This is a genomic window from Coriobacteriaceae bacterium, from assembly GCA_025757745.1.
Lineage (GTDB): Bacteria > Actinomycetota > Coriobacteriia > Coriobacteriales > Coriobacteriaceae > Collinsella.
Genome location: CP107217.1, coordinates 367787 through 389819, shown reverse-complemented (window position 1 = coordinate 389819; position 22033 = coordinate 367787). Strand labels below are relative to the sequence as shown.

Annotated in this window: 20 protein-coding genes, 1 tRNA gene and 1 pseudogene; 6 read left to right on the top strand and 16 right to left on the bottom strand. The window is 59.1% G+C overall.

Annotation, left to right across the window (positions count from 1 at the left end; translation table 11 throughout):
- Positions 1 to 2: 2 nt before the first annotated feature.
- The 10 genes from OGM60_01555 to OGM60_01510 all read right to left on the bottom strand — a co-directional run bounded on the left by OGM60_01555 (position 3) and on the right by OGM60_01510 (position 12756).
- The gene (locus OGM60_01555; protein UYI99506.1) at positions 3 to 2360 is read right to left on the bottom strand and encodes a DUF4012 domain-containing protein; all 2358 of its coding nucleotides are present in this window, start codon (positions 2358 to 2360) and stop codon (positions 3 to 5) included.
- A 139-nt stretch (positions 2361 to 2499) separates the two neighbouring features.
- Complete coding sequence (locus OGM60_01550) at positions 2500 to 3522, bottom strand: EamA family transporter (GenBank protein UYI99505.1); 1023 nt, start codon at positions 3520 to 3522, stop codon at positions 2500 to 2502.
- 125 nt (positions 3523 to 3647) lie between these two features.
- Complete coding sequence (locus OGM60_01545; GenBank protein ID UYI99504.1) at positions 3648 to 4352, bottom strand: signal peptidase I; 705 nt, start codon at positions 4350 to 4352, stop codon at positions 3648 to 3650.
- Entirely contained in the window at positions 4352 to 6598 is a 2247-nt protein-coding gene (locus OGM60_01540; GenBank protein UYI99503.1) for a DUF2357 domain-containing protein, read from the bottom strand. The genes OGM60_01545 and OGM60_01540 overlap by 1 nt, the downstream gene beginning before the upstream one ends.
- Before the next feature lie 99 nt (positions 6599 to 6697).
- Positions 6698 to 8395, bottom strand: coding sequence for a hypothetical protein (locus tag OGM60_01535; GenBank protein UYI99502.1), 1698 nt, complete (start codon positions 8393 to 8395; stop codon positions 6698 to 6700).
- Positions 8388 to 9134: a signal peptidase I gene (locus OGM60_01530; GenBank protein ID UYI99501.1), complete on the bottom strand. Its 747-nt coding sequence runs from the start codon at positions 9132 to 9134 to the stop codon at positions 8388 to 8390. Before OGM60_01530 ends, OGM60_01535 begins: the two co-directional genes overlap by 8 nt.
- Positions 9135 to 9194: 60 nt before the next feature.
- Positions 9195 to 10022, bottom strand: a complete 828-nt coding sequence (locus OGM60_01525) for a hypothetical protein (GenBank protein ID UYI99500.1) — start codon at positions 10020 to 10022, stop codon at positions 9195 to 9197.
- A gap of 2 nt (positions 10023 to 10024) precedes the next feature.
- A complete protein-coding gene (locus OGM60_01520) occupies positions 10025 to 11011 on the bottom strand; it encodes a hypothetical protein (GenBank protein ID UYI99499.1) in 987 nt (328 codons plus the stop codon).
- A gap of 13 nt (positions 11012 to 11024) precedes the next feature.
- On the bottom strand, positions 11025 to 11861 hold the full coding sequence (locus OGM60_01515) for a hypothetical protein (protein ID UYI99498.1): 837 nt from the start codon (positions 11859 to 11861) through the stop codon (positions 11025 to 11027).
- Positions 11862 to 11925: 64 nt separating this feature from the next.
- Positions 11926 to 12756, bottom strand: a complete 831-nt coding sequence (locus OGM60_01510) for a hypothetical protein (protein UYI99497.1) — start codon at positions 12754 to 12756, stop codon at positions 11926 to 11928.
- A gap of 230 nt (positions 12757 to 12986) precedes the next feature.
- Between OGM60_01510 and OGM60_01505 the strand changes: the two genes are divergently transcribed.
- Both OGM60_01505 and OGM60_01500 read left to right on the top strand, forming a co-directional pair.
- Positions 12987 to 13061 (top strand) — tRNA-Val (locus OGM60_01505).
- Between the two features lie 78 nt (positions 13062 to 13139).
- Positions 13140 to 13463, top strand: a pseudogene (locus tag OGM60_01500) (ATP-binding protein).
- A gap of 228 nt (positions 13464 to 13691) precedes the next feature.
- Here the strand turns inward: OGM60_01500 and OGM60_01495 are convergent.
- Positions 13692 to 13841, bottom strand: a complete 150-nt coding sequence (locus OGM60_01495) for a hypothetical protein (GenBank protein UYI99496.1) — start codon at positions 13839 to 13841, stop codon at positions 13692 to 13694.
- A 224-nt stretch (positions 13842 to 14065) separates the two neighbouring features.
- On the opposite strand from OGM60_01495, the gene OGM60_01490 reads away from it, so the two are divergent.
- On the top strand, positions 14066 to 15124 hold the full coding sequence (locus tag OGM60_01490; protein UYI99495.1) for a DUF262 domain-containing protein: 1059 nt from the start codon (positions 14066 to 14068) through the stop codon (positions 15122 to 15124).
- Positions 15125 to 15129: 5 nt separating this feature from the next.
- Positions 15130 to 15936, top strand: coding sequence for an MAE_28990/MAE_18760 family HEPN-like nuclease (locus tag OGM60_01485; protein UYI99494.1), 807 nt, complete (start codon positions 15130 to 15132; stop codon positions 15934 to 15936).
- Here the strand turns inward: OGM60_01485 and OGM60_01480 are convergent.
- From OGM60_01480 to OGM60_01470, 3 genes are all read right to left on the bottom strand, one after another.
- Positions 15933 to 17009, bottom strand: coding sequence for a DNA cytosine methyltransferase (locus tag OGM60_01480; protein ID UYI99493.1), 1077 nt, complete (start codon positions 17007 to 17009; stop codon positions 15933 to 15935). The two genes, OGM60_01485 and OGM60_01480, sit on opposite strands and share 4 nt — an antisense overlap.
- A 285-nt stretch (positions 17010 to 17294) precedes the next feature.
- A complete protein-coding gene (locus OGM60_01475) occupies positions 17295 to 17543 on the bottom strand; it encodes a PriCT-2 domain-containing protein (protein UYI99492.1) in 249 nt (82 codons plus the stop codon).
- 162 nt (positions 17544 to 17705) lie between these two features.
- Positions 17706 to 17951 (bottom strand): helix-turn-helix domain-containing protein, encoded by a 246-nt coding sequence (locus tag OGM60_01470; GenBank protein ID UYI99491.1) that lies wholly within the window; start codon positions 17949 to 17951, stop codon positions 17706 to 17708.
- Positions 17952 to 18272: 321 nt separating this feature from the next.
- Between OGM60_01470 and OGM60_01465 the strand changes: the two genes are divergently transcribed.
- Positions 18273 to 18971, top strand: coding sequence for a DUF5710 domain-containing protein (locus OGM60_01465; protein ID UYI99490.1), 699 nt, complete (start codon positions 18273 to 18275; stop codon positions 18969 to 18971).
- 305 nt (positions 18972 to 19276) lie between these two features.
- Here OGM60_01465 and OGM60_01460 read toward each other — a convergent pair whose 3' ends face one another.
- Both OGM60_01460 and OGM60_01455 read right to left on the bottom strand, forming a co-directional pair.
- Positions 19277 to 20227: a hypothetical protein gene (locus OGM60_01460; GenBank protein UYI99489.1), complete on the bottom strand. Its 951-nt coding sequence runs from the start codon at positions 20225 to 20227 to the stop codon at positions 19277 to 19279.
- 82 nt (positions 20228 to 20309) lie between these two features.
- The gene (locus OGM60_01455) at positions 20310 to 21089 is read right to left on the bottom strand and encodes a hypothetical protein (protein UYI99488.1); all 780 of its coding nucleotides are present in this window, start codon (positions 21087 to 21089) and stop codon (positions 20310 to 20312) included.
- 396 nt (positions 21090 to 21485) lie between these two features.
- Between OGM60_01455 and OGM60_01450 the strand changes: the two genes are divergently transcribed.
- On the top strand, positions 21486 to 21998 hold the full coding sequence (locus OGM60_01450; GenBank protein ID UYI99487.1) for a hypothetical protein: 513 nt from the start codon (positions 21486 to 21488) through the stop codon (positions 21996 to 21998).
- Positions 21999 to 22033 lie beyond the last annotated feature (35 nt).

Sequence of the window (22033 nt, the reverse complement as noted above, 5' to 3'; positions counted from 1 at the left end):
TCTTACTTATCCTGTTCAAACGTTTGAGCGGTTGGCGTGGTGCGAACCTTAAGCGCTTTGTGCCCAGAGTCCTTCGAAGTCGTGACCGTGTACTCGACCTTTATGTCTTGTCCAAGAAGCATGTGGACGCCGCCCCATGCAACCTTCAGGCCATCGTGCGTCGCTTCGTTCATCTCGATAGAACCGGAGCCCGAAGTCTTAATGTCCGAAATGCTGCCTCCCGCGGGAGCGTAGAGATAGAGCCTCAGCACCTCGTCATCAATATCCTGGCTAATGCCGTTATGGCCCTGGAAATAACCAGGCATCTCGGCCTTCTCCTGGGGGGTCATCGTGTTCTTGAGCGTAGTGGTTACTCGATACGTCGTCGAGCCATCGGCATTTTCAACCGAAGAATCGATGGTGACTCGCTTATCAAGGAACCAATCCATCTTCGAATAGCTGTAGTTGTTCACATAGACGCCCAAGATCGGAGCCTCCGACGCATCGGCTTGGAGGGCGCCCGATATTCCAAGAGCCTTCGCGGCCTTTTCCTCGTCATCGTTTCTCGAATACATGAGGATGCGACCCTCGGAAGCACCCTTTTCGATGGCGGCAGCGATCTTAGTAATATCGCTGGAGCCCAGTTCGTCCACGATCTTGTTAAAAGCCGATCCGGCAACCGCCGCAAAAATGGCGTCCTGTTCCTCTACCGGGTAATTCCAATAAATATCGTGCAGCAGCACCTTTGCAGCGTTGCTTCCGTCGACGACGGTGCCGTCGGGAAGCTGCGTGCCACCTACAATGCCGAGCATATACTGCAAAAATACCGGATCGACTGCAAATACGCCGTCGATGTCATCTCCGACAATGGCCTTCTGCATATCGCTGGCAAGCTGAGCCGCACGCGGATAATCAGGCGTCATCGTAACGTCGCCCATCGTGTATCCGAGCGTGTTGAAACCGGTCAAGCCCCATCCGGTCGTGAACAAGTTTGCCTCTTCATCGGTGATGGGAAGCGGACTCAAAGGCTCTTTCATCATGTCGACTTTGACAAAATCGCCCAGTTCGAGCTTACCGTCAGTCACTGACATCACGCCGCGAGAACCGGGGAAACCGCCGCAGGCGCGGATCTCGACATTGCTCATCGCGAGCACAAGATAATGGCGCGTCTGGCCGTTGGCGCCAAGCATCTGGGGCAGAACGGGAGCGACCTTCTCTGCCGCGTCGACTACACCGTTCAGGGTGGCAAAGCCGTCCTTTGCCTTATCGACCAGCTCGGTCACCTGGGCGATATGTGTATCGCCAATACCCTGCACCTTTTTGTTGGCGCTCTTGAACGCCTTCGAGCTATCGGAGAGCGAATCGGCGACCGCCTGCAGCGCGGACACGTTGATTGTCCCGTCCTGGAACAGCTTGCCGGGCGTTGCCTGAGCGAGATTATCGGCCATGGGGACCAGCGCGCCGCTCGAAACATCGGACAGAGCGTCGACCATGGTGCGGGCGGCGTTAATATCGCCGCCGTACACCGGAATGAACGAAGCCATCGTCCACACCGGACTCGAGGTCTCCTTCTTCATGCTGCTGCAGAGCTCGTCGATCTTTTTCGCATCATCGGGCAGGGTCGAAAAATCGCCCGACGTGACCTTGTCCTTAAGGCCGCCGACGATCTCGACAGTTTCCTTTGCCTGGCTCTTCACGGTTTTTGCCGAGTTAAACAGCATGAAGCCACTCACGCCAAAAGCGACAAGAACCACCGCGACGATGGCAGCGACAACGGCTGCAACGCGACGCTTCTTGCGCTCGCCCTTGCGATGGCGATGGCGAACCAGGCCGTTCGAGGTCGGGCTCGTCGAGGAATCACCGCCGTAGTTCAAGCCAAAATCGTAATAATCTTCTTTAGAGCCCGAGCCCTTAAACTCGGCACCGTCGTCATCGAGACGGGCAAACGTGCCGGTTTCGGAAGCGCCCGTATAGATAGTGCCTAGGTTACCCGTAAGCTCTGCGTCTTCAGCAGAAGAAGCACTATTGGCGGGATTGGCAGAGCTGATGGGGCTGGCGTTGTGGGCGCGATGAGCGTTGTTAGCGGGGCCAGTGGAGCCGGCGACATTTGCACCGCCCGTTGGCGCCGGACGGACCCCGGCCGACGAAGCCGCAGAGCCCGACCCGCCCGGAAATGCCTGCCTGCCTACGCGACCAGCCTGTTTTGCCTTTTGAGACTGTTCGTACAGAGCAGCAAACATCGCCGTTTCGCCCGGAGACGTACGGTTGCCAGCACCGTTTTGGCTGGATCCACTCGGTACGCCAGCGTTTCCAGTCCCATTTGAACGCGGCGGAACTGCAGAGCGCTCGCCGTCGCCGTTCTTAAAGTGGTTACCAGCCATAGAGGAGTCCTCGCAATACTAAAAGTCAATAACGCTATTAGTTTATGACATATTTGGCATCGTCAGTTAAACTCCAGATGCAGGCACCAATTCGCGGAATTGTGGTGCAACACCGCGTCCGTCTAGGCAGCGGCGTGAGCTATACCGTCAGGAACATCATCACGATGATCATGGCAAAGCCGATAAGGTCGGTCGGCAAAAACACCGTGCCCAGCATAACAGCGCTGGTGATGGTCGCCGAAACCGGCTCCACAGTTCCGATGAGGCTCGCACGCACCGAGCCGATGTCCTTAACGCCCTGCATATACAGCATGTAGGCAAAAAACGAGCCAATGACCACAAACACCGCGAGCGCCTCGATACCGGCAGCATCGAGCGCCGGCATATGAGCCCACGGCTGCACGAAGACGCACGAGACCACGCCCGCTGCGAGCATGGCAGAGCCTGTAACGATGGGGCTGCCGTATTCGGGCAGAATCTTGGCGGGAATCACCGCCATGCAGGTGGCGCTGACCGCACACATAAGGCCCGCAACCAGGCCGAGCGGCGAAATGCTCAGGCTGGTGGGGTCACCGCCGGTAGCGATTAAAAAGGTGCCACCGAGGGCCAGACCAATGCCGATCGTCTCGCGTGCGCGCGGCATGCGGCGATCGACCACGCAGGCGTAACCCATGATGATGACCAGCTGCAGGCACTGGAGCACCGTCGCGGTTCCGGCATTGGTCAGACGCACGGCCGAAAGATAGCAAAACTGGTTGAACAGCAGGCCAAAAGCGGTAAAAAGCAGCAGTTGCCTACGGTCGGCGGGCGTGGTCCAGAGCCTGACCAGACGCTCGCGATCGCGCGTGACCACCACGGCCATAAAGAGCAGGCCGGCGAGAATCTGGCGCACACTCATAAGCCACAGGGTATCAACGTGATAAGTATCGAACAGGAAGCTCGCGCTGGTGCCCGAAAAACCCCAAAACGAACCGCCCGCCAGCGTGGCCAGAACGCCCGTAATCATCTTGCGCGACGACGCATCGTTGAGGCGCTCGCGCCATGCACGGCGGGTGCTGCGGCTAAGCTCGTCAGTTCCCTCGGGCACGACAAAGTCGGACGCCGCCGTCATCGGTACCGAAGCCTTTTCGCGTGCACGCTGAGCTGTGCGCTCCTGCTCCATTCCACTCCCCCGAAATCAATTGGCAACAAAGCGCTCAAACTGTAGCACGAATATCGGCATGAAAAAGCAGATGATTCGGAACATCTATGGGCGTCCAAATTGCAGGGACGAAAGGCGCAGACACGCTATGCCGAGCGGTTGGAATCGTCTAGGGCGCCGGGGTCGGCTTTCGCATTTTCATCGGTATGGTCGGCGTCGTTCTGGTCCTTGGCGTCGCCCTGCTCCTCCTGCTCGCGACGGCGCTTTTCACGAATCTCTTCCACGGCAGCACGCAGGGCGGCCTCGTCCTCGGCGCGTGCCACCTCTTGTGTGGTTTTGACCATATGGCGAATCTCGAGCACCAGCAGCACGATCAGCGGCACCACGATAAGCGGGAAGAACAGCAGCGGGTTGGTGAGCAACGAGACTACCACGCCCAGCCCCGCCGAGACAAAGACCACGCGGCCCACCACGTCAGCGGCGGGCACGGGCGCGGCGTCCTCGACCGGATTGGCGTCGCCCTTGGTGTGGTAGACCGGCGAGCCGTCGGCCGTATCCTCTACGGCAACGATGCGATGCGTGTTGAGCGAACCCTCCAGCACGTCATCGGACGAATGGAAGGTGATGATATCGCCCACCTCGTAGACCTGGCTGTTGTCGGTATCGACGACGATAAACGAATGCACGGGAATCGCCGGCTCCATCGAGCCGGTCAGTGTGCGCATAAAGCCGTGGCCCATGATGGTGGGAATCTCGCCGGCGGGCGTGAACACCGTGCGCAGCAGCACCACAAAGGCGACCAGGATCACCACGGTCGCCAACACGTTGATCACGCGAAGCACGTGCTTCATCACTTGTCGTCGTCCTTTGCGGAAGTCTCGGGGTCGGCAGCGACCTCGGCCTCGGTGGCATCCGCCGCAGAAGCGCCATCCTCGTCAGGCGCTGCGGCCACGCCCTCGCCAGCCTCGCCGCGCAGACGAGCCAGCAGATAGCGTGACAGGCTGTTGCCCTCGGCACGGCGCTCGGCACGGGCGCGATCGCGCTCGGCCTGCTCCAGCTCATGCGCCAACGAGTCCAAGCGCTGCTGCATCTCCGCGAGGGCGGCCTCGAGCTCGAGCTCGTGTGCGGCCTTGGCGGCGGCGAGTTCCTGCTCAATGCGCTCCCCCGCCTCGAACTCGGCCGCAGCGATACGCGCATCGGCGTCGGCACGGGCCTCCTCGACGGCACGCGCGGCGGCATCGCGCTCGGCAGCGGCAGCGGCGACCTTCTCGCTGGCGTCCACCGTAGCCTGCTCCACAGCAGAGTCGGCGGCCGCACGGGCGGCATCGATCGCAGCATCGGCTGCCTGCTGATCAGCGGAAACCTTCTCCTCGGCCGCGGCGACGGTGTCGGCGAGCTTCTGCTCCGCCACAGCAGCAGCGGCGTCGGCCGCCTCGGCCGCGGCACGGGCATCGTGCTCGGCCGTCAGCTGCACTTCCTCGATCTGCAGCTGGGCGGCGTCCAGCTTGGCATGCAGCTCGGCCACCTCCTTGGCAGAAGCCTCGCGCACGCCGGCAAGCTCGGCCGCGGCGGCGTCCATGGCGGCCTGCAGCTCGGCGGCATCGGCCGCCGTCTTGGTAGCCAGGGCCGCAGTAGCGTCGCTCTTGACCTGCGCGACCTGAGCGGCAGCGGCCTGCTCGGCGGCTGCAATCTTGGCATCGGCATCGGCGCGAGCGGCCGCGACCTCGGCATCAGCCTCGGCGCGCATCTGCTCAAGCTGTGCCGCCGCGGTCTCACGCGCCTCGACAGCGTCAGCCTCGGCAGCCTTCTTGCCCGCCTCGACATCCTCCAGGGAGGCGCGCAGTTCCTCGACATCGGCCTCGGCAATCTGTGCGCGCTGCGTCAACGCCAGCTCACGTGTCTTTGCCTCGTCCAGCTCGTCGGCCAGGTCGTCGCGCTCGTCGGTCAGCGCGTGTGCCTGCACCTTCCAAGACTTGACCTGTCCCTGCAGCTCCTCGATCTGCTCGCGGGCCTCGGCCAGCGCCTGCTCGGCATCCAGCTGGGCCTGCGTGACCTCCTCCACAAACACGCGACGGACCTCGACATCGGGCAGGTCGGGGCTATCGACCTGCACCTCCTTAATCTCCTTAATAAACTTGGGCGCCACCGGCGCGTGTTGCACGCTCTCGAGCTCCTGCAGGTTGCGCTCGTCGTCGGTCAGGCTCTTAAAGACGGTGTAGTTGTTGATGAGGTTGGTGTACATCTGCACCATGTACTCGTCATCGAACGCCAGCGCCTGTTGCTGCACGTCGATGTTGTAGCCCACCTTGTCGTAGCGCTCCATAAACTGCCACAGCTGGTAGCACTTGCGGTAGTTGGGATCCTTCATGATGAGGTTGGTGCGCTGAATGGGGCTGCGGACCGCGCTGCACCCGTTCATGATCTGGCAGAACGACGCACCGCGCAGTGCCATGACCAGGCGGCGCACGCGGTCGATGCGCATAAAGACGTCCATGTTGTCGGCGTCGTTCTCGGCAAAGCTCTGGCGGTTCTTGACCGTCATCTCGACGCTGTACTCGATCTCTTCGTACGCATCGTCGATCTTGCTGTGCATCTTAAAGCGGTTGCGGATCTCGTTGCCCGTCGACCAAAAGATCACGTCGGTGCGCTTGTCCACAAACGTCAGCAGGCGCTGAATCAGGTGGTAGATAAACCGGTTCTCGTACAAGTCGTACGTCTCGACGGTGTTGACGTTGAGGATGCGCGTGGGGTGGACGCCACCATCGTCGCTCGGCGCCAGGAACTGCGTGTTCTGGCACAGATGGCGAACGCTATCGGCGCTGATCTTTTTGGCGAGCGAGACCGGCACCACCTCTTCCTCGGTGGTGATGAAGCGGCGCGGATTTTCGATGATAGTGTTGATGGCATCGAGCGAGTCCTCGATCATGCTGATCCACTCCTCGTCCACCACCTTGACGAGCTCCTCGCGCTGCTGCTCGATCGTGGTGCCCGAGGCCTGCGCCATCTCAAACAGATAGCGGAAGTAGCGGCTGTCCTCCTGGATGGGCTCCATCTGCTCGGAGAAGCTGGTATAGAGGTCCTGAATGGTCTCGGACATGGGTTGCTCCATAGGTTGGATCGATCGGGAAGGGGCGTGGCGACACCACACAGGGCAAACGCTACTGATTGTCTTGTCCCACGCCCCGCGCTTACGGCATTAGTAGAAGTTCTGGATCCGCTGCAGGTACATGACGGAATCGGGCAGGCCGCCCTCGCCAAAGGTCTTCTCGATGTACTCGATCAGGCCCTTCATCTCGTCGCGCACAAAGCTCACGTTCATGGACTCAAACTTCTTGAGCACCTTGCGGGCGATGATGTAGTCCATGCCGCCCAGCTCGGTGCCGCCGCACGCCACGTACACGGGAATAAAGTCGTACATCTGCTTGATGATACGGTTACCAAAGGCCAGCTTAAAGCGGGTCTGCAGGTACTGGTCCAGCTTGTGCATCTTCTGGAGCAGCTCGTCATCGATCACGTACTCGACCTTGGCCTTCTGGAACAGATACTGCAGGTGGTCGGCCGTCACATGCACGCGCTCGTGCGGCTCGCACTCAAACGCGTCGGCGCGCTCGTTGAGCTCGATGGGAATCGCGCGGTCGTACACCTTGTCCGTGATGGTAAAGGTGGAGTCGTCGTTGTTGGCCGTGCCGATAAACCACAGGCTGTCGGGAATGGTGAGCTTGCCGTCGTGCAGACCCTTGGGGTCGGCCGCCCACTGGGTGGGGACCAGATCGAGCACCCATTCGTCGTGGCTGGGCATCTCGAGCACCGACAGGATCTCGGCAAAGTAGTACTCCACGCGGGCGAGGTTCATCTCGTCGAGCACGATCATGGACGGGTCCTGGCGAAGGCCGGCCTCGTACACGGCGCGGAGAAACTCGGTCTCGTTAAAGCGCTTGGAAAACTCGTTGAAGTAGCCCAGCACCTCGGTGCGATCGCGAAAACTCGGCTGCACCGACACGATGGTTGCGGGGTTGTCCAGATAGCGGCTAAAGCTGTAGGGCAGCGACGTCTTACCGGTACCCGAAATGCCCTCCAGAATCAGCAGCTTGGAGGCGGCCATGCCGGCCACAAAGCGGCGGATGACCTCGGGCGTGTAGTAGAGCTTCATCTGGCTGCAGGCGAACGCGCGGAAGCTGTCGACAAAGTCCTCCAGCGAGATGGCATCGTCGTAGGCCGGCGATTCCCAGTCGCGGTACTTAAGGTCCACAAGGGACAGCTTGGGGAAGCGGTTGGCCTGGGCGATTTCCTTTTCCTCGGCAAGGGTCTTGGCCTCGACGGTGGCCTTGGCCATGGCGGCCGCGGCATCCTTGACGCCATCGCCATCGAGCGCGAGCGACGCGTTGCCCGACACCACGGCGGCCGTGGCGCCCTCGCCCGCAGGCGCACCGGCGCCCGCAGCGGCGCCCACCACGTTGCCCACCGTGGGCAGATGGTCGTCGGCCAGGGCCGAGGCGCCCACGTACGGAATCTGCTTGGTGCCGCCCATGGCATTGACCTTGAGCGCCAGCAGCTTGTTCTTCTCGTCCATGAGGTCGAGCACCTGCTTGTTCAGGCGGCCGATCTCGCGATAGAGCGCCTTGTTGGACGTGTCGTCGCGATGCAGGCGGCGGTTGATGCGGTAGCGGTGGACCAGGATGGCCACGATCAGCACGGGGACCGCGATGAGCATGGCAAACAGAATGACCGCGCCGATCTTGCCCACCAGGTCAAACGTAGTGAAGTAGGTCATAAAGATGTTGAAGTACTCGACCCAGCCAAACACCAACAGGTTAAGGATGGAGCTCACGACGGCAACGACGTTGTAGACGACCTTTGCCAGCAGCTCCCAGGCAAATCCCAGAAACTCACTCACCGTCGGTATCCTCCTGCTTGGTCGCGTTCATCGCCGCCTCGGCCTCGGCCTTCAGACGACGGGCTTCCTCGAGCTTGGCCTCGGCCTGGGCGAGCTGCTCGGCGGCGTTATCGGCCGTGACGGCAGTGTCGCCCTTGCCCTCGGCGTCCACGATGGCAGCCGCGGCGGCAAGGCGGTCCTCCTCGGCCATAGCGCGCTTGAGGTTCATGCCCACCACGATGAGGTGATACACCTGGTAGATAAAGAACAGCAGCATGGGCAGCACAATCACAATGAGGAAGCCCATGGAGCTGGACAGGAAGTCCATGACCTTGCCCATCTGCGGCAACGCGAACAGGTACTTGCCCACGATGTCGCCGTCACTGATGATGTGCGTATCGGCCACGTCGTTGTTGTCGCCCTTGGTGGTAAAGCTGCGCATGCCGTTGACCTCGTCGATCGCGGCGATGCGGTGCGTGTTGAGCGCGTACTCGTTGTCGATGATGGTATGGAATGTCACGATGTCGCCCACCTCGAGCTTGGAGGTGTCGCACTTTTTGATGAAGATAAGGTCGCCCTTGTTAAACGTGGGCGCCATGGAGTCGGACTGCACGGCGAGCGGGGTGAAGCCGGCGATGTCAGAGACGCTGCCGTCCTCGCGCGTGGCGAGCGTGGTAAACGCATACAGGGCCGCCACCAGGATGATGATCCACATGACGACGCTAAGCGCGATGGATGCGACTTTTTTAACAGATTGCATGATGTCCCTTACTACCGTGTCTGTCTAGGTCGTGCGCGGCCCGGTGGCCGCCGTGCATATCTACTGTTCCTCGATGCCTTCAAAGCGAATCGATACTGAATAGTTAGCTCCCTTTAGCATATTAGTGCAATTTGGGTCCGTTCCCTCGAGCCATATGCGAACGGTTACCGGCTTATCCGTATCTTTTATCAGGTCGAACATATCGCTGGCCGCGGTGGCAGCGCCCGAGTCGAGTCCAAAGACAGTGGCCGCGCCGGATGAGCCCCCGCCCCCGTTGGGGTTGTAGACCCAGGTGTGGCCGTCGGCGGTAAAGCTCATGCGCATGGCGCTGGCCATGCCCTGCGTGTCGGAGCTAAACCGCGTCCCGGACACGCCGCCGTCGCCATCCTGCCCGGTCAGGCGAACGCGCAGGTCCGTACTGCTCATAAAGTGCAGCGTGAACTCCAGGTAGGCGCCGGTAGCGGGATCGGCGGTGTAACCGTCCTCGAAGGTGAAGGTCTGGTAGTCGCTCGTGGTGACGGGCTTGAGCTTGGACACATCGATGTCCACGCCCTTTTCGCTGGCGATGCGCGCCGAGATCTGGTCAAAGCCCAGGCTGTGCACGTATTCGTCGAACGTAGCGTGCTCGTCCAGGTCAAAGCGCAGCGAGCCATCGGCGTTGGCGTCGATCATGAGCATGCGGGTCTTGGCACTATCGGCGATGGAGAACCAGGCGAACGTTGCCATGGCTATCGCCACCAGCGCAAACAGCACCAGCACCATGGTGGTGGTGAGCTTGCGGCGAAGGTCGGTGTCGGTGGGCGCGGCGGCGTTGGGCTTGCCGGTGGCGGCGACTGGACGGCGGTCGCCGGTAGCCGAGCGGCGGTCGTCTGATTCAACGCGTGCCATTGCTACTCACCGTCCAAGGTCGCAAAGAGCGCCAGGTGCAAGGTGCCCGGATCCTGATAGAGATAGTCGGCGCTATCGGGATCGGTGCCCTCGATGTAGTAATAGATATCCAAACGATAGGTCTGGCCAAGCCCAAGCGTGGCAAGCGCGTTTTGCGGACGCGCGGCCGTCTCGCTCGTGTCCAGCGTAAAGGCGGCTGGGTCCTGCGTTACGTTGGCACCGCAAGCAAGCTGGCCGTTTTGCCAACCCAGAAGCATGCCCTCGGTGTAGCCCGCCAGGCCCGAAGGCGCGGTCGCGGGATGCTCGTCGCGATGGCCGCTATCAGAGCTGTCGAGCTCAAAAATGTTGGTGGCAAGCACCTGGTTGCCGCTCGAAATCTTGATGCCCACGCGGGCTGCGCGCAGCAGCTCGGCATCGGCACCCTGCGGGACCAGCGATTCGGCCAGATACAGGTTGACCTTGCCCCTTACTTTGCTGGCGCCCGTTCCGGTAATGGTGGGGCGCAGGTCGATCCAGCCGTGGTAGAACGCGGAGCCGTTGTCTTTTGCCTGCTCAAACACTGTGGCATCGCCGGCAGAGTTGTTTTGCGCACAGGCAGCAAAGCCTTTGAGGTCAAAGGTCGAGACCGGGTAGAGCGTCACGGCGCCGCTCGCGGTGGAAATTAGGGAAACGTCGCCCTGCTGCGACCAGCTGCTGCGGTCGGCGTCACCCAGCTCCAGCACCAGCTTGGACGTGTCGCTGTGCACGCTCACCGAGTTGGTGTTGACCTTCATGTTGTTGGTAAACCATGCGTAGGTCGCGGCGCCCAAAGTGGCGGCGAGCGCCACCATAACGAGCGCGATGTAGGCACGCGCGCGGCGGGCGTGGCGGCGGGTGACGACGCCCTCGAGGTGTGAACACTCGGCAGCTGCGCTGGAGGGGCTCGCGGGGCTCTCACTCTGGGTTTTGGCCTTGTGGTTATCTGCTGGCATGTGCTTCTGATCTTTCATGTCGCTCGCCCCCTTATGCCTTGGCCGCGGCAAAGGCAAGCTGCAGCACCACATCGCGGGCCTGGGCCTCGTCGATGCAATTGGCGTCGCAGCCTTCCATGTACACAACGTAGCGAACGCTTGCCACCTCGTTGGCGGCCAGCATGCAGATGGGCGTAGCACCCGCGCGCGCCGTGGGCGTGTCGCCGGTGCCGTCCATGCTGTAGGCGCTTATGGAGCGCGCAGGGTCGGCGGTGTAGGTCCAGCCCGAGGCGCCCGCTGCCACAACCACGCCGTCTTGCGCGGTGGTGCGCCTGCTGGTGGCACCCGCTGTGCTGCCCAGGTCGTCGCAGGTAAAGATATGCGTTTGCGTACCCGACTGGGTCGTAATTACCAGACCCAGGCGCAGCGCGGCCAGCAGCTGCGGGTCGCTCGTCACACTCATCTGGCCCGGATACAGGTACACGCTGAGCGCGCTGTCGCCGCCCTTAAGGTACAGCGTGCCCGAAAGGGCATAGCCGTCCAGCTGCGCGGTGCAGTCGGCGTAGTCGGTCGTGATGCCCGCGGCGTTTTGGAACGTGCCGCGCCAAAAGCGGGAAAGGTCTGACGTCGAGATGGGATAGAGCGTCTTGTCGGCCGCGGCAAGCGCGGCCGTCGTGTCCCAGGGTCCGTTGGCCGAAAGACCAATCTGCAGATCGGAGCCCTCGTCGCTTACCGTGTGTGCCACGGGCGTCACGTTGGTGTAGCGCGAGTTGCTAAACCAGGCGTAGGTGGCGGCGCTCAGGGCAGCTACCAGCACCAACATCCATGCGGCCGCGGCAACCATGCGACGGCGCGAACCTAGGATATCTTTGGTGTTCGATGCACTCATCCCTAGCCCCCTTACGAACGTTTGCCGGCAAAGCGCAGCGCCAGCGATTGCAGGCTGGTGGCGGCTAGGTTGTTGGTGCAGTCGGGGTCGCAGCCTTCCAGCACACGTACACATCCACGCGCACGGGCGTGCTACGGTCGGCGCCCTTGGCGGCGGCTGGCAGGCTGCAGATCTTGGTCGTAGCCTCCTTGAGGCCCACGATGCCGGTGTCTTCGTTGTAGTCGCAGAAGTTTGCGCTGGTCAGCTGGTCAAAATGGACAGTGGCGCCATCGGAGCGGCTGCTGTCGAGCACCAGGTGGTTCTGCTCGCTTTCGCCGGCATCCTTGCCGTCGAACGTGTTGTAGCGCGCCTGGGGGTTGTGCTCGCCCGAGACCTCAAAGACGTACTGACCCGTAACGGTGTCGCCCTGCCCTGGAGCATAGGCGACCAGCCCCACGCGCAGGGCAGTGGAAATGGGGTTTGCCGAGTCCTGCTCGGTAAAGTCGATGCCCGACAGGTACACGTCGGTTGCGGCCGAGTTGGTGGCCAGGTACAGGGAGGTCTTGTAATAGTCGGAATGCCCGGCCGCGCCAAACATGTTGGCAAACAGCGAGTCCTGTGTGGTTCCACCGGTAAAGCCCGTTACCTTTTGAAAGCCGTTGAGCACGTTGTCGGTCGAGACGGGATCGAGCAGGCCCGCAAAGCTCAGACCGGCGTTGGTCTTGTACTCGCCGTCGTATTCGTTGGAGATGAGGAAGGTTACGCCCGTGCCCGCGGCCATCTTGACGTCGGTGATATGGCGGTTGGCATTGTAGATGTACCAGGCATACGTTACGGCTCCGGCAGCAGCAAGGGCCACCAGCAACGTGGCGAGCATGCGATTGAACTGTTTTTGCAGCGAACGCGCGTCCGACATGCCCCTCCCCCAGATGCCGTGTTGTAAACTGCCTGGACACCATTTGCCCATAATGGAGTTATTCTACGCGAATGTGCTGTTCGTCGGGGGTACAAACGCGACTTTCCGCGTGCTGTTCGCGCTACATCGGGGCGGATAGGGTCGCAAATCGCCGCTTTTTAAAAAATAGTTCTTGCCACTGGGCGGGATCTCCGTTATATTATTTCCTGCGCACTCGCGCACCCTTGATCGGGCGTTTAGCTCAGGGGGAGAGCGCTTCCCTGACACGGAAGAGGTCAGAAGTTCAAATCTTCTAACGCCCACCAAATGTTCAACCGGTCTACCTGCGAAAATGCGGTAGACCGGTTTCTTGTATATAGCGCTGTATCCCAAATGTATCCCAAAAGGCGGCGCGCGAGCACTCGCTGGAGGCGGCGATGAGGGACATCGCCAGAAACGACCTGGTCATCCTGGACGAGTTCGGCCACGTGCCGCTGGACCTCGACAGCGCGAGGCTGCTGTTCCAGGGGGTGTCGGACTGCTACGAGAGACACAGCCTGGTCATCACCACAAACATTGAGTTCAGCAAGTGGGGCACGGTCCTGGGGGACGACAAGATGGCGGCGGCGATGATCGACCGCATCGTCCACCACGGCCGCCTGGTCGAGTTCACCGGCACGAGTCGCCGTATGGAGGCGACGCTCATGCTCGGCAAGGCGGTGGGATAGGTTAACGCGGCGTGTTTGCCAAAGTGCTCAATTTGGTCGCGCCACAATGTTCAGTTTGTCGTCGACACAAACAGCGGCTCCCGCGTTTGGCAGCCCCGTGGTCCCAGCGGGCGCGGGGGGACCGAGAAGAGCCAGGGCTCCGCCTCCTTGAGCGCGCCCACGTCGCCCCCGTGTTCGTCGAGAAGGGCACGCGCGGCCTTGACGCTCCGCACCCCAGCGAGCCTGAGCTCAGTACTCCACGCGCTCGTCGGCTGCTGCGCCCTCCACCGCTTCGATCTCCGAGCGAAGGGTGTCCGCCACCTCTGCCGACCTCGCGTCCTCTTGCCCTTCCGCGAGCTCGACCTTCGCCGCCTCGTCGCCATGAGTCTCACCGTCCATGTATCCTGCTTTCAAATCGCGGCAGGCACAACAAGGCGCCCGCCCAGTTACTCGATACGAGCAGCCTAGACGGGCGTCACAAAGAGGCAGAGGGGCACGACTCTAATGCCAGGCATCTGCTGGTATCATTAGAGTGCAGCATTGGTTATGGGAAAGGACTTCACATCCCACAGCCAGTCAGACCTAAGTTGGCTTCGTCCTGCTATAGATTGAGGTGAAGGCGATTGACTGATCAACAAAGTGAGACGATCGAGATTTCCGAACAGATTCGCGACAAGAAAAAGGATGTGCGATTCAGCACTCGCGAATACGTTGCGGAATACCTCATCAATAAGTTCAATGCTGATGCATTCTACATTCCGCTTGACTATCAACGGAACTTCGTCTGGACGGACGTTGACTGCAGCTACTTTATTGAGTCTGTGCTAATTGGCCTGCCCATTCCCTACATGTTCTTTGCCGATGCTGAAGATGGCAGAACGGAAATCGTTGATGGAGCGCAAAGGATGAACGCCTTGGTGAACTTTGCCAGAGGCGATTTAACCTTGTGCAATCTAGACATCCTTACATCTGTCAACGGAAAGACCTATTCAGAACTTCCCATAGAAGTACAAAGAAGATTCGATAACGCGAGCTTTCGAGTGGTTTACCTTGAGGAAGGGACCACCTTTGACGTCCGACAGGAGATTTTTCGTCGTATCAATTCATCGGGCAAGCAGCTCAAATCGCAAGAAATTCGCCGTGGCTCCATGGGCGGCGATTTTACAAAACTAGTAAGCGAGCTCTCCAAAGATCCGCTCTTTATAAAACTTGCCCCGTTAAGCGAGACGGCGCGCAAACACTACGATGACATGGAACTTGTCACTCGTTTCTTCGCCTATGCAGACGGCTACCCAGATTTCGAGGGTTACAAAGACCGCGTTGCTAGTTACCTGGATGAATACACGAATCGCATGAACATCGAGCTTGCCAAGTCACCTGACAAGCGCAATGAACTCGTCGCTCGCTTCAAAGAAATGTTGGAATACGTTGAGAAGTGCTTGGGAGACAGGGGTTTCAAAAAGACACCGACAGGAAAAACGACTCCTCATGCGCGTTTCGAAGCTATTGCGGTCGGCGTTGCCGTGGCGTTGTCGGAGGACAAGGACCTTTCGCGCAAAGACATGTCTTGGGTTGATTGCGAAGAGTTCCAGACCCTTGTGCGGTCAGACTCGGCAAACGTAAAGGCCAAGTTGAAAGCTCGCATTGATTTCGTTGCCAACAAGCTGAAGGCGGAGCGGTAAACCTTATGGATTCCAATGACTTTAACTTGGGGTACGAAGAGGTCTACAACGACCGCCTTGGTGAGACCAAGAGCATGATTACGCTCGCGACCCTGCTCGATTCGCTTGACCAAGGTGCAGAGGGCGTGCGCTACAATGCTGTAATGCGAGGAGCGTACGAAATCGCTGAAAAGGCAAATCCCAGTGGCCTGCCCTCATCGACACCAGATGTGACCCTCGTTTCCAGTGTCATCCGCTCCAACGTCAAGCTTATGATCTACAACATCATTGAGTACTCAGTCACTAATCTCATGCAGGCGATTTACGACAGAGTAAAGGACGAGGGTTGCGGCTACGCTGAGGTTTCCGAAAAGCTTCAATCGATTTGGCACCATACCCAAATGTATAACGGGTTGAGCGACCCAAAAGCCAGCAATAGTACCGCCGAGTCCATAAGCAAGAGGTTGCTTGATCATGCTGTTAAAAATAACGTACTTCAATTCAGCGTTCGGAACACCATCGCCGGTGGAAATCTAGATGCAGACAAAATCCTCAAGCTCTTTGATGACCACGGAATATCGATTCATGATGATATAGCGAACTGCAAGAGGGATGAGATTAAGAGCGAGCTTAAAGACATCAAGAATCGACGGAATGACCTAGCTCATGGATCAATTTCGTTTGCAGAAGCAAGCAATCAGGTGACAACATCGGAGCTTGCGGAGCTAGTCAATCATGTTGACTCATTTTTGATGCAGCTCCGCAAGGATGTTTCGACCTACCTCAACGCCGGTGAATATCGGCGCGGTATGACCGAATCAGAAGAGGGCTAGTGTACGCAAGCGGCAATTATGCTTTTGCCAACCGCTTCGCCGAGCTTTGGTGGCACGGCGTTTCCAATATGCCGTGCCACAGCTTTCTTGCTGATCTTCTCGCCAGGCCTAATGAACTTGTAATCCTGCGGGAAGCTCTGCAAGACGGCACCCTCACGCAAGGTTAGGGCTCGATTTTGCTCTGGATGCCCAAACCGGCCCGTACCGTACATATAGAACTGCGTAGTTATAGTTGGGGACGTCTCGTCCCAAGCCATCCTCCCGTAGACCGCAGGGTACGTTTGGCCAGCAGCCTTTTTATGACAATCAAGCCTCAGGTCCTCAGGCCAATCTCGCCACGTGCCATTAGGCGTCGAAGCCTTAATGCGCTTCAAGTTTAGTTCTGATAGCGCCGACGCCGTTTGCAGAGAGTCCCCCCTGCAAGAGCCGCCAGCGCTCACGGCAGGCAGCGCACCTATTGCCTGCCGAACCGTAACAGCATGAGCGTTATCATTCGTAGGGTCAATCAAGCTGATGGACCCATTTCTAGAAGCTAGCAGAATCAATCGCCGCCGATGCTGGGGCACACCGTACTCCTCAGCCTTTACGACGCTGTATTCCACCGAGTATCCGGACTCCTTAAGCGTATTCAAGAAACCAGAGAAGATGCTCTCCTTCTCGAGCTCGGGCACGTTCTCCATGGACACGTAATCTGGCTGCACTTCACGTACAAGCCTCCCAAACTGCGCAAGCAACCCCCAGTCCTTGTGCTTCTCGCGATGTTTCTTGTCCTTGCGGTGCTTCGAGAAGGGCTGGCAAGGAGCGCACCCTACCAAGACTTTGATGTCAAAGTCCTTCAGGAGCTCCTTGACTTCCTCCCCGGTGACCTCGGCGATGTTCTTGCAGATGAACTTGTCCTTGCCGTTGTTCGCATCGTAGGCGTACTGGCAAGAGGAATCGAGGTCAAACCCAGCCACCACATCGATGCCAGCGGTGCGTAAACCGTAGGTCAGGCCCCCGACCCCGCAAAACAAATCCACAGCACCAATGGAGGCGCTCTGAGCCTTATCCTCTGTGGAACTATCAACGCTCATCGCAATCACCCCTTCGGCGTCCTAGAATGACCGTATGCGAGCGTCACAAACTCGAAAAGAATTCAACTCGCTAACTTTATAGATTAGCAGCAATCAGAGGGATTGGAGACCTGAGCTTGAAAACGTCACCGAACGGCTGTTTGCTTCCCGTAAGCAGCAGAAGTGCAGGTAAAACGCCTTGGCCTCGATTTGCTTGATCGCCTGCTCCAAGTACGGCAATCCGGAGAGGTCCTGGCCGCCGGAGGCCGTGCAAAGCGCTCCGCTTGTATGGTCGCCCGTGCTCTTTCAGCCTGCGTTCGCCGCATGCCAGAAGAGCGTGCCCGCCGTGATCCTACCGCCCTCGTCCACATGCTCGAAGAGCTTGCGGGTAACGGCCTCGTCGTACTTCTCGGGGTCGTGGGAGCACCAGCTGAGGAACGTGTCGTGGTCGCCTCCAGCGGCCTCGTAGCTGATGCCGATGTTCTTCCAAGTCTCGTAGTTCTTGGACGGCTCCATAGAGAGGAACGCCAAGTCGGCCTTCTCCTTATCGTTCATGCTGGCTCACCCCGCAATCGAGCTGCGAGGCGGCGCTCCCCGTGACCGAGCTGTAAGATGCAGCCACGACAGGCCCCCGTCCTGTCCACTCGCCGCCGGTGGCCCCGCCGCCAAGTATACGGCCACCGGTGTCATTTTCCTTGAATGCTTCCATAGGCATCGCTAGTCCTCAATGCCGAGCATGTCGCAGATTTTCTGCCCGCTGATCGCCCAGGTGCCGCCGATCATCATCGCGGGGAGCGTCCCGTCCGCGCACCACTTCTGGACTTGGCGCAGGCTCCACCCGCCGATCTCGGCCACGTGCTTGGGGGTCTCGCACACCTTCACGTCCGCGCGCCGGATTTGCGAGCAGCCGAGCGGCTCCTTCCCATGCCCTATTCTCGCCTTTGTACCGAGCCATTCAGTCACCGCCCTAACCTCTGAGCTACTAATGACGTGTGATCACGGTTAAGACTGTACAAGAGCGAATTGCCGCGTTTAACTGTCGTTATGTAGTGCAGCAGTGGCAAAACTGCTTGACGGCGCGGGACTTCCATTTTGCTTTGCGACTGCTTGGACGGCCAAATTGCTCATTTGCTGACTTATAGCAATGCCCCAACGGCACCGTCGCGTTTGCAAACAGCCGCGGCCAACAGCAAGAACATCAGCAATTCCGTCGGCATGCATCGGACGTTCGCCGCTGGGGTATCCTTGGAGCACATGCACCGCAAGCCGCACAAAGGAGCCGCCATGCGCACCGAGCTCGATGTTCCCTTTTCGCACAAAGACGAGGCCAAGGCCCTGGGCGCCAAGTGGGACCGGACCAAGAAGATCTGGTACGTGCCCGACGGCGTCAACCCCGAGCCCTTTGCCGCGTGGCTGCCCGGCGTGGATCGCTCCGACCCCAGCGCGCCCTACATCTACCTGGTGCTGGGCAAGCGCGAATGCTGGAAGTGCCACGAGCAGACAACGGTCGCGGCCTTTGGCATTCCGTATTGGGCGGCCGAGGACTCGGGCAGCAAGGCTGCGCCCAGCGCTGCGCCCGCCATGGACGACGCGGGCCACATCGTGATCGACACAGCCCGCGCCAACGCCGTGGCCATCGTCCCCGCGCTGGGCTGCGTGCCGGCCGAAATCCGCGACTACCTACGCGAGCGCTGCGGCTACAAGCCCGTAACGTCGCGCACCACCAAGACCGTATCGCTCGCCAGCACCTGCACAGGCTGCGGCGCGCTGCAAGGCAGCCATTACCTGTTCGAGGAGCCCACGTCGCCGTTTGCGCTCACGGCCATCAACAAGCTGCCCGCGCTGGAGTTCGTGCGCGTGGAAGTCGCCGGCGTTTATGGCATCTCCGCCAGCCAAGGCAACTTTGACCAGGCGCTCTTCACCTGGGCACGCGATCACCACACTCAGTTCCACAAGAGCCTGTTCGAGGGGATTTACCTGTAGGGCAAAGCTCGAAAATCGAGTCCAGACTTCCTCGTAAATCGAGTGTGAAAATCCTCGTAAATCGAGTGTGCACAGGTAGTTGAATTGCCGACTCGAAGGCTACAGCCCCAGAATGTGCTCCAGATAGCCCTTATTGAACCAGAACGACTGCCTGGTCATGTCACCGGCGTACCCCACCGCATCGGCGAAGCCATGGTTGAGGTGTACGGGCTATAGCCGAACCAATATTGACATAAACGAGACGAGGGCCAGTTCAAACCTGAACTGGCCCTCGTCTTTGATGAAAGTTGCTAGCAGCGTTTACACTACTTTGAATCAGCTACGATGCCAACCAAGCTGACCGTTACGTCAAAGGTCGGGCTTCCTTCGCCCACATCGAGGCCAGACATATTCTGACAATCGCTGTCGGTGCCTTCCATCCAAACGACAACTTTCATGTTCGTGCCGTTGTAATCGACGTTCGAAGCGACCTTTTGCGCGTTGCCGATCGGCTTAATGTAGACTTCGCCCGCTTTCGTGGCACCCCAGTTATTGCCGTTTTGATCGAGCGAATCGGTGCCAGAAAGATGCAAATACGTAGGGGCAACAACCTCGTTCAGAGATTCAGAGTTGACACACGACCAACCTGCAACGGTAGTCACATCGTTGCCCATATCGGTTGTCGAGGGAGCAGCTGGCGCATAGACAACGCGCAGCTCGCCGTTAATTACAATGCCCACGCGCAGGCTGTCTTTGATTTTGTCGAACCATTTCTGCGTGCCGCCATGCTGCGTAATCGTTATGGGCGAGCCGTTGCTCGCATCCAAATACACGTCGGCAACGCCGGTGTTCGCCACGGTATACAGCGTGTAATTCGCAACGGTGAATGCATAGTAATCGTTGCCTTGAATAGTGTACTTGCCGGGATTCTCACCCGAAATGGATGTGTCGACCTTTTGATAGGTGCTCACATTAACGCCCTGCCAGCTTTGGGGAACGTACCAGTTTTTGGCATCGTTCGTCGATGAAGGGCTAATCTCGTGACCGGCTGCGGAAGCGACCGTGGAGGTGTCGGAGCCATGGTCGGGCGTGTCGCCCTCAACGATTTGGAGTACCATGCCATTCGCTTGAGCGGAAATGGTGCTCGTAGTTGCATGAACCCTACTATTGGAGACAAACCAAGCGTAGGTGGTTGCAGAGAGCGCCACCGCCGAGACGACGACAGTCAACGCCGCCCCAACAAGCTGAACCTTAAGCCTCTTAACTGAATCGTGCATCTCCGTCGCCTCCCCTCGTTAAGGAAAAGGGCAGGGTCCCGGGCCGGGAACCTGCCCTTCGCAAGCTGTGTATGGAACTACTTTATTTCTTATTCTGATTATCAGCAGTAAAAGTTACGGTCAGTTTGGAAGAATCGGTCAGCTTCTTGAGGTTGTTCGTATAAACCTTTGCATCGCTGCCCTCGAAGAAGACGTAAATATCGACCTCGGTATCCTTGTCGGCAGTAATAGTGTCAGCAAGAATGCCATCGGCAGCAGTGATGCCATTGGAACCAAGCTTGAACGTACCATCCTTGTCAAGAACAACCCACCTGTCCCCGCACTTCACCAAAAGACGAAGCGCAGAGTTGATGTCAGATGTGGTAGCAAGGTTCGTCGCATTACCGTCAGCAGATTTCGCCTCGACAGAAGCGACCTTCAAGTTGGAGAGGTTCTGGCCGCGGGAACTGATATTGAAAACATTCTTCTTAGCAAAGCCCTTGGTAACGGCCTCATCGGGCGTACCTGCAGTGCCAACAGTTTTCAATGTTCCGTACAGAGTTCCATCGTCCACAGTATTGCCGTAACCCGTCATAAACTGACCCTCGGTAGAACCCTCCTGCTCACCAAAGGTGGCGGGATACAGTTTGGTTGCTTCTGTATCGCCGGCAACGTCAAATGTACTGTCCGCTCCCACAGCAGTGGCGTTGTACTTAATCGTCATATACGACGCGTTCGACTGTGCGCTGATGCTGCTCGTCGTCGCCTTAACGGTATTGTTCGTCACAAACCATGCGAACGTGGCAGAGCCCAGCGCTACGGCTGCTACCAGCACCATGGCGATGGCGGCGCCCATCTGCTTCTTTAATGCCTTGGTATCCATACGGACCCCTTTCTTTCCCCATTCATCCCAGATGACCCTCGAGAAGCCCGGAAGGGGAGCCCGCGCTTTCGTGTTGGATGTTGCTTGCCCATCCTTTAGACATGGAGTTAAGAATACCGTAATTCTTACGATTTCCTTATGAGTTTTCGGCAGCCTACATTCCGGCAGATTCATAGGTCCACCTCGGGTTATATGTGGGGCCATGTGAACACTATTCACCTTATTTAATCCCTCACCCGCAAAGCCGTAAGTCCCTCTTAAGGCTTGCGACCGCAGCGCCACGCCATCGCATACATTCACCCTCTGCCGAGCTTCGCCCTAGCCCCCCCTCGCTATACTGGCACAGAACGTGTCATTTTTTTGCCCGCTAAACGGGCTATTTGTTGGGAGGGCCTCATGGCTTTTGCCAATCAACCCAAGGGAAGCGTTTCCACCGGATCGATCAAACCGGTGACGCGCAAAGCCGTTCGTTGCCAGCGCGAAGTCGCCTGGCTGGTCACGCAAGCGGCCGGCAAGCTCGTCGCCACCACCGACGACGTCAATGCGCCCACGCCCAGCTTTGTACTGGCCGCGGCATTGTCGTACACCCGCAAGCAGGAGCAGGCTGCACGGGACCGTGGCGCCGCGATTGACTACAAGGCCGTCATGGCTCCCGACCTTGCGAGCTTCTGCCAAGCTGCGGGGCTGCCCGCAGCACCCAACGCGCTTTCGGACGCGGGCTACATGTTCACGCTCTCGGGCGCGGACCTCATCCGCGACCTCTACGCCTACTGCAGCGACCTGGGCGAACGCATGGGAGACGCGGCGCAGGTCAAACCGGGCTACGCGATCAAACTCGTGCTGCGACTGTTCCTGCTGGGCGACGCCGCCGGCAACGGCGCTACCCCCGCAGACAACGCCTCCGCATAACAAAAGCACCGGGCCGGGAAATCAATCCTGGCCCG

Excerpts from the sequence above, each read along its gene's own strand:
- OGM60_01540 (UYI99503.1), bottom strand. The coding sequence starts at position 6,598 with ATGTCCGAGACCATTCAGGACCTCTATACCAGCTTCTCCGAGCAGATG.
- OGM60_01460 (UYI99489.1), bottom strand. The coding sequence starts at position 20,227 with ATGCACGATTCAGTTAAGAGGCTTAAGGTTCAGCTTGTTGGGGCGGCG.
- OGM60_01525 (UYI99500.1), bottom strand. The coding sequence starts at position 10,022 with ATGGCACGCGTTGAATCAGACGACCGCCGCTCGGCTACCGGCGACCGC.
- OGM60_01465 (UYI99490.1), top strand. The coding sequence starts at position 18,273 with ATGCGCACCGAGCTCGATGTTCCCTTTTCGCACAAAGACGAGGCCAAG.
- OGM60_01455 (UYI99488.1), bottom strand. The coding sequence starts at position 21,089 with ATGGATACCAAGGCATTAAAGAAGCAGATGGGCGCCGCCATCGCCATG.
- OGM60_01480 (UYI99493.1), bottom strand. The coding sequence starts at position 17,009 with ATGAGCGTTGATAGTTCCACAGAGGATAAGGCTCAGAGCGCCTCCATT.
- OGM60_01450 (UYI99487.1), top strand. The coding sequence starts at position 21,486 with ATGGCTTTTGCCAATCAACCCAAGGGAAGCGTTTCCACCGGATCGATC.
- OGM60_01495 (UYI99496.1), bottom strand. The coding sequence starts at position 13,841 with ATGGACGGTGAGACTCATGGCGACGAGGCGGCGAAGGTCGAGCTCGCG.
- OGM60_01545 (UYI99504.1), bottom strand. The coding sequence starts at position 4,352 with ATGAAGCACGTGCTTCGCGTGATCAACGTGTTGGCGACCGTGGTGATC.
- OGM60_01550 (UYI99505.1), bottom strand. The coding sequence starts at position 3,522 with ATGGAGCAGGAGCGCACAGCTCAGCGTGCACGCGAAAAGGCTTCGGTA.
- OGM60_01555 (UYI99506.1), bottom strand. The coding sequence starts at position 2,360 with ATGGCTGGTAACCACTTTAAGAACGGCGACGGCGAGCGCTCTGCAGTT.
- OGM60_01510 (UYI99497.1), bottom strand. The coding sequence starts at position 12,756 with ATGTCGGACGCGCGTTCGCTGCAAAAACAGTTCAATCGCATGCTCGCC.
- OGM60_01515 (UYI99498.1), bottom strand. The coding sequence starts at position 11,861 with ATGAGTGCATCGAACACCAAAGATATCCTAGGTTCGCGCCGTCGCATG.
- OGM60_01475 (UYI99492.1), bottom strand. The coding sequence starts at position 17,543 with ATGAACGATAAGGAGAAGGCCGACTTGGCGTTCCTCTCTATGGAGCCG.
- OGM60_01485 (UYI99494.1), top strand. The coding sequence starts at position 15,130 with ATGGATTCCAATGACTTTAACTTGGGGTACGAAGAGGTCTACAACGAC.
- OGM60_01530 (UYI99501.1), bottom strand. The coding sequence starts at position 9,134 with ATGCAATCTGTTAAAAAAGTCGCATCCATCGCGCTTAGCGTCGTCATG.
- OGM60_01520 (UYI99499.1), bottom strand. The coding sequence starts at position 11,011 with ATGAAAGATCAGAAGCACATGCCAGCAGATAACCACAAGGCCAAAACC.